The sequence below is a fragment of the Actinocrinis sp. genome (assembly GCF_035650855.1).
Classification (GTDB): Bacteria; Actinomycetota; Actinomycetes; order Streptomycetales; family Catenulisporaceae; genus Actinocrinis.
In genome coordinates, this window is sequence record NZ_DASRGV010000037.1 from 1 (window position 1) to 6,698 (window position 6,698).

5 protein-coding genes are annotated in these 6,698 nt (G+C 69.3%); 3 read left to right on the forward strand and 2 right to left on the reverse strand.

Annotation, left to right across the window (positions count from 1 at the left end; genetic code table 11):
* On the forward strand, nt 1-798 hold a 798-nt coding region (locus VFB40_RS03220), incomplete at its 5' end, for a beta-galactosidase small subunit-related protein (protein WP_527249185.1).
* A 47-nt stretch (nt 799-845) separates the two neighbouring features.
* Nucleotides 846-1,781: an expansin EXLX1 family cellulose-binding protein gene (locus tag VFB40_RS03225; RefSeq protein WP_414642016.1), complete on the forward strand. Its 936-nt coding sequence runs from the start codon at nt 846-848 to the stop codon at nt 1,779-1,781.
* A 41-nt stretch (nt 1,782-1,822) separates the two neighbouring features.
* On the opposite strand, the gene VFB40_RS03230 is transcribed toward VFB40_RS03225, so the two are convergent.
* Both VFB40_RS03230 and VFB40_RS03235 read right to left on the reverse strand, forming a co-directional pair.
* On the reverse strand, nt 1,823-3,571 hold the full coding sequence (locus VFB40_RS03230; RefSeq protein ID WP_324847748.1) for a sialidase family protein: 1,749 nt from the start codon (nt 3,569-3,571) through the stop codon (nt 1,823-1,825).
* Nucleotides 3,572-3,706: 135 nt separating this feature from the next.
* On the reverse strand, nt 3,707-4,720 hold the full coding sequence (locus VFB40_RS03235) for a LacI family DNA-binding transcriptional regulator (RefSeq protein ID WP_324847749.1): 1,014 nt from the start codon (nt 4,718-4,720) through the stop codon (nt 3,707-3,709).
* 400 nt (nt 4,721-5,120) lie between these two features.
* Here VFB40_RS03235 and VFB40_RS03240 point away from each other — a divergent pair.
* A partial coding sequence (locus tag VFB40_RS03240; RefSeq protein WP_324847750.1) for an RICIN domain-containing protein occupies nt 5,121-6,698 on the forward strand: 1,578 nt, incomplete at its 3' end.

Sequence of the window (6,698 nt, forward strand, 5' to 3'; positions counted from 1 at the left end):
AACGACCGCGCCCACGCGCAGCACGACGCGGAATACTGGCGCGAGCGTGGCCTGCACCGACTGCGCCACCGCACGGTCTCCCTCGACGTCGGAACCGATGCGCTCACGGTCGTCGTGCGCAGCGGCGCGGCGGCGGGTCAATCGGCCTACCTGACGACCTATCACTGGACCGCGGACGACGACGCGCTGCGGCTGCACGTGGCGACCGAGCCGACCGGCTACTGGCCCGAGCGCACAGACGTCTACGGCGAGGCGATGGTCGATCCTGATCTGCCTGATGAGCGGCGGCGGGAGTTGGAGGCGCGTGATAAGGCTCCTTCCCTCGGGCGCCTCGGGCTGCGCTGGCTGCTGCCGGAGAGCTGGAGCCAGGTCGCCTGGTTCGGGGCCGGACCCGGCGAGGCGTACCCCGACTCCCGCGCCGCCGCCCGCATCGGGCGCTTCCGCGCCACACTCGACGAACTGCAGACCCCCTACGTGCGCCCGCAGGAGAACGGCAACCGCGCCGAGGTGCGCTGGGCCGAGGTGACCGAACCGAACGGCACCGGCCTGCGCATCGAAGCCGACCCGCTGATCAACCTCGCCGTACGCCGCTATGCCGACCAGCAACTCGCACACGCCCGCCACCAACACGACCTGACCCCCGAACCCGTCATCTACCTGCACACCGACCACGCGGTTCAAGGCCTTGGCAGCGCATCTGTCGGCCCCGCCGCGCTTCCGCAGCACCGCCTGACCGTGCAGTCCGCCGAGTTCAGCCTGACGCTCTCGGCAACCTTTTGGCCGCCCGCAGGCACTTAGATACGGAACGATCGAGCGGCCATCCTTAGGAGCGGAGCGTGAAGGTGATGAGGCAGGCAGTCGGGCATCGCCGGTCAGGTAAACGGTGGCCGGTCGTGTCGGCAGCCGCGGCAGGCCTTGTCGCCGTCGGCGTCGTCGGGTACCTGGTCGCCTCGTCGCTTCCCGCGAGCAACGCCGCCACCGGACATGGCGCGCTGACCGCTGCCGACGGCGCCCGAACGACCGTCTCCTCCTCCCCGATGTCGCTGCCGTCGCCGACGGCGGCGGCAACGAGCGCCTCGCCGGCGCGGCCGTCGCCGACGAGTTCCCCGTCCACGAAGGCTCCCGCGACGAGCAGCGCTCCCGCACCGGCCGGCGCCGCATCGCTGGCCGGCCGCATCCGACCCGGCGCCACGTATCAGGGCGTGGCTACCGAGTACGGCGCGGGAGACGGCGACGGCGCGTGCCTGTTCGGTCCCGCCGCGAACATGATGATCGCCGCGATGAACTACACCGACTACGAGTCGGCAAAGGCGTGCGGGGCTTACGTGCTCGTGCACGCCGCCAACGGCGCCTCGATCACGGTCCTGATCACCAACGAGTGCCCGCTGCCCTGCGCGCCCGGACAGCTGGACCTGAGCCAGCAGGCCTTCGCCAAGCTGGCCAACCCCTCCGCCGGCCGGATCCCGATCACCTGGTCGCTGGTGAGCCCCAGCCTGTCGGGCACGATCTCGATTCGGTACAAGACCGGATCCAGTCAGTACTGGTGCGGGATCCAGGTGATCGGCCACCGCAATCCGGTGGCGTCCTTGGAGGTCCGCAGCGGCGGTGCTTGGCGCTCGCTGCCCCGTACCGACTACAACTACTTCCTATCCTCCAGCGGCGCCGGTTGCGGCGGCGCCATCAGAATCACCGACATCTACGGGCAGCAACTGGTCATCAATGGGATCTCGATATCACCGAACGTCGCGCAGCCGACCTCCGTCCAGTTCGCCCAGCACTGATCGCTGGGCCGGGCATTGCTGCCCGGCCCAGCGTTATCGCACTACGGCGTGATCAGCGCCGAGTAAATGTTCTGATCCAGTCCGCCGGTACCGTCGAAGCACGCGGTGAGCGACGAGGTGCAGACGCCGCCGGTCTCCGGATCGCCGGACACGTCCGCACCGTCGTTGTCGCCGCTCGGGTCGGGCGCGCTGACGGTGTTGCGCTGGTCGGTCCACGTCGCGCCGACCGTGTCGCCCTGCGCCGCGACCGTGATGTAGTCGCCGAAGAACGGCACGAGCCGTCCGCCGAACTGCTCGTAGTTGAGGTTGGTCGGCAGGTCCGTGACCTGGATGCTCGCGCTCCAGTTCAGGCCGCCGTCAAGGGAATCGGCATACCGCACGTTCAGGCACGCGGACGTCTGTCCGGACGAGCTGTTGCACGGCGGCCGGCCGGCCGAGTATTGCGGATCGTTGCGCGAGTCGTACCAAATCGCGCTGATCCGGCCGGAGGAAGCGGCCAGGAACGGGTAGAACTGGTGCCCGACCGCGCTGGGCGAGAGCAGCGCCGGACTGCTCCAGTTGGCGCCGCCGTCGGTGGAACGCACCGTTTCGATCTGTCCCTGCCCGGACGGCTGCGCTGCCTGGAACGCCATCACGATGGTCGCGTGGGCGTTGTCCGCGGCCAGATAGGGGCCCGCCAAGTCAGAGCGCGGGAAGGTGAACCCGCTCGGGCAGGCGAACGGGCCGTCGCCGCATTCGCGCGCGCCATTACCCGAGAACGCTTCGAACATGAACGGCGCGTACGTGACCACGATCGCCGCCTTGCTGAACGTCTGGCCGAAGTCGCTGGACACGGTGAAGGCCGCGCCCGATATCGCGCCCGGTGCCTTGCTCAGGGCGCCACCGGTGCTGCCCTCCCAGCCGACGTAGACCTGGCCGGAGGGGCCGATCGCGATCGACGGGCCCTGGTTGCCGCAGATCCCCGAGGAGATCTTCAGCGGGGCGCTGAAGGTGACGCCGTGGTCGGTCGAGCGGCTGAACAAGATCTCGTTGCAGCCGGAGCCGTGGAAGTCGGACCACGCCGCGTAGACGTTTCCGGTCGCCGGGTCCACGGCCAGGTTGGTCTTGTCGTTGAACGAACCCAGGCCGAAGGTGTTGGTGGCGAGGATCACCGTGCGCAGGTACTTCGCGCCGTCGGTGGTCGAATCCGACGGGTTGACCGGCGCGTAGGTCGCCACCCAGACGTCGCCCGTGTTGTCCCGGGTGCGGCCGGACACGCCGTTCTCGATGCCGCGGTTGAAGTTGTTGCCCATGTAGAACAGGTCGCCGTGGGCGTCCCAGGCCATGACCGGGTCACCGGCGGCCGTCGCTCCGCCGGCCACCTGGGCGTGCAGCGGCGATGAGGTGCCCTGAGCCGACGCGTCGCCGTTGTAGCCGGGCAGCAGGCTGTCGGTCCAGGTCGCGCCGGAGTCCGTGGACCGGTAGAAGCCCGCCCAGGCGTCGCCCGCGGTGGGCACCGTGCAGTAGTCGTTCGAGCCCGAGGTCCACACGCTCGGGTTGCGCGGGTCGATCGCCAGCGTCGGCTCGTTCTGCATCCGGCGGTCGCTCCCGCACCGCGTCAGCACCGGATCGCCGTAGCCGCCTCCCGCCAGCTGGTCGGCGCTGAGATAGCCGCCGTTCCCCCCGTCGTCGACGGTGACCCGTACGTTCGGGCCGGCGCTGGGTGCGGGTTCCGCTACCGCGGCACCGGTCGACGAAGCCAGCGTCACGAGGGTCGCCGCGACGCAGAGCATCGTTGATCTCGATCGCATACTTCACCTCCGTGTGCGAGTGGCAACCGATTGGTCGCTGATGGTGTGTCTACTCCGGTTGCCATCACTTGTTAACGGGGTGGCGAAAAGGATCAGGGCCGCAATCCCGTCGGATTGCGGCCCTGAGCTCGCCGTTCAGCGGTCGCGTACCGGACCGGTGCTGTTGCGCAGCGAGATCGGCGGCGCGAAAAGCTCCTGCGTGGGAGCGGCGTCCGGCGTGGCGATGCGCTCGATCAGGAACCGGACGGCCGCCGCGCCCATCTCGCTCGCGGGCACGTCGGCGGCGGTCAGCTGCGGATGGAACTGCTCGGCCCAGTGCCGCGCCACGATGCCGGTGACCGAGAAGCGGCGCGGAATGTCCAGCCCGGCGCGCTCCAGCGCGCGTTGCACACCGGGCAGCGCGGCCTCGTTGACGGTCGCGATCGCGGTGGTCTCGGGATGGCTGCGCAGGATCTCCTCGACGCAGGCATCGCCCGCGTGCGCGTTGTCGCCGCAGTGGAACTCCGTGCCCTCGATGCCGCGCCGGGCGATCGCCTGCGCGAATCCCTCGCGCGCCCGGTTCGCCGGGCCGTAGCCGGAGGCCACCATGTCGGCGGAGCGGTTGATCAGGGCGATGTGCCGGTGGCCGAGGTCCGCCAGATGGTCGACGCAGCGGCTTATCAGCGTCGCGCTGTCGATGTCGACCCAGCACATGCCCTGCGGCCGGGCCGTGCGGCCGATGGTCACGAACGGCAGGCCCTCCTGCTGCAGCCGCTCGGCGCGCGGATCGTCCAGGCGCACCTCCATCAGCAGCGCGCCGTCCACCCGGCGGCCGCTGATCAGCCGTTCGAAGGAGCGCTCGTGGTCGCCGCCGGAGGGGGAGAGCAGCACGTCCAGGTCGGCGCGCGCCGCCGCTTCCATCACCGCGCCGACGAAGTCCAGCTGCATCAGGGTCAGGTGGCCCCCGGCCGGCGGGATGATCAGGCCTATGGTGCGCGTGCGGCCCTCCTTGAGGGCGCGCGCGGCGGCGTTCGGGCGGTAACCGAGCTCGTCGATGACGTCTTGGATGCGCCGCCGGGTCGCCTCGGAAACCGCGCGCTTGCCGCTGAGCGCGTACGAGACGGTGCTGCGTGACACTCCGGAACGCCGGGCGACCTCGCCGATGTTCATCGAACTCCCTCGCGACACCCGGCCGCCCTCCACCCCTTCGTTCGACTAGCCGACCCGCCGTCCTCCTGTGAACGTCGTGGTCGGCCGACTCGAACCGATTCACTAGACGAGCCGGAAGTGTAGTGGCCGACCAGTCCTCCCAGCAATGACCGCACCGGCTCGCCGCCGGAGCCGCGCGGCGCGCAGAACGCGATCAGCCTTCCGGTCGAAGGCTCGCGCTGAAACTTGCACCGGCCGCGCAATCCCGGATTTGAGCGGTCCTGGAAGAACCGATTCGAATATCACCCGGACGATTGACCGAGGTATACGTGAGTCGTAGCATCCCGGTCGAACCTGAGCTGTGAATCGGTTCGATAGCGATGCGCCACAGCGCCGTGGCGCTCGACCGCGGGAGGAATTGATGAGAGCGAGAATCAGACCCGGCCGCCTCGCGCTGGCGGCCGGTACGGCCATGGTGCTTGCGTTGCCGCTGGTGGCGGCCGCTCCGGGGCACGCGGCCGGTACCGAGTCGCTGAGCGTGGATCTGTCCTCGGCGCGCGGGACGTCGACGGGGGTGGGGGAGGGTTTCCTCTACGGCTTCAGCGAGGACGGCACGCAGCCGGCGGATCAGTTCATCCAGCCGTTGGGAATCAACGCGTTCCGCGGCGGCGGCTGGTTCTCCGGAGGCTGGATCAAGGACAACTATCAGCTCGGCTCGGCGACCCAGGCCGACATCAACTCCATCGTCGCGGAAGCGAAGCGGTTGACCCAGCCGCCGTATCACGCGCAGTACCAGGTGCTGCTGACCGACCTGTACGGCCTCAACGGCGGGCAGCCCTCGAACACGATGTACCCGTGTGACAACGGCAACTGCTCGAACTGGGCCACCTTCATCGACCAGACCGTGGGCGCGCTGCAGGCCACGGGGCTGAAGTTCGCCTACGACATCGACAACGAGCCGGACATCTCGGTGTTCTGGAAGGCCGGGGTCAACAGCACCCAGTACTTCCAGATGTGGGACACCGCCTACCGCGAGCTGCGCAAGGTGGCCCCGGGCGCCACGATCGTGGGGCCGTCCTTCGCGTACAACCCGCTGAACGCCGCGGGCCAGTGGAACACCTGGCTGGCGCACGTCAAGTCCGCCGGCACCGTCCCGGACATGATCACCAATCACCTCGAAGGTGACGTGGACGACCCGGTGGCCATCGGCAACGCGCTGAACAGCGACCTGTCCTCCTCCGGGATCGGCTCGCGGCCGCTGTCCGCGAACGAGTACCAGCCCGCGGACCGGCAGACCGCCGGGGTCACCGCCTGGTATCTGGCGCGCTTCGCGCAGTCCAGCTACAGCAACGCGATGCGCGGCAACTGGGTCTGCTGCGTGACCCCGAACCTGACCGGCGTGCTCACCCAGGTCAACGGGACCTGGCAGCCGACCGGCAGCTGGTGGGCGCTGCGCGACTACGCCGACATGACCGGCACCCTGGTGGCCACCTCCGGGCAGGTCAACAGCACCGCGATCTCGGCGAGCGAGGACAGCACCGCCAAGCGCGCCGTGGCCGTGATCGGCGACTCCAACGGCTACACCGGCGCCGCCTCCGTCACGTTCAACGGCCTGTCCTCCCAGTCCTGGCTTTCGGGCGGCGGCAGCGTGAACGTGCGCGTAGACCGCATCCCGGACCAGGCCCCGCTCAGCTCCCCGCAGGTGGTCTACAACCAGACGGTCAGCGCCACCGGCGGCTCGATCACGGTGCCGATCACCTTCCAGGCGGCGCACGACGCCTTCGCGATCTATGTCACCCCGGGCAGCGGTTCGACCGGCGGTGGCGGCATCCCGAGCGGCTATCACCAGTTCGTCATCGCCAGCAACAGCCTGTGCCTGGATGTGTACGGCAACACCAGCAGTTCGGGTGCGGCGATCGATCAGTGGTCCTGCAATGGGCAGAGCAACCAGCAGTTCCAGTTCGTGCCGACCTCCGGCGGCTACGGCGAGATCCAGGCG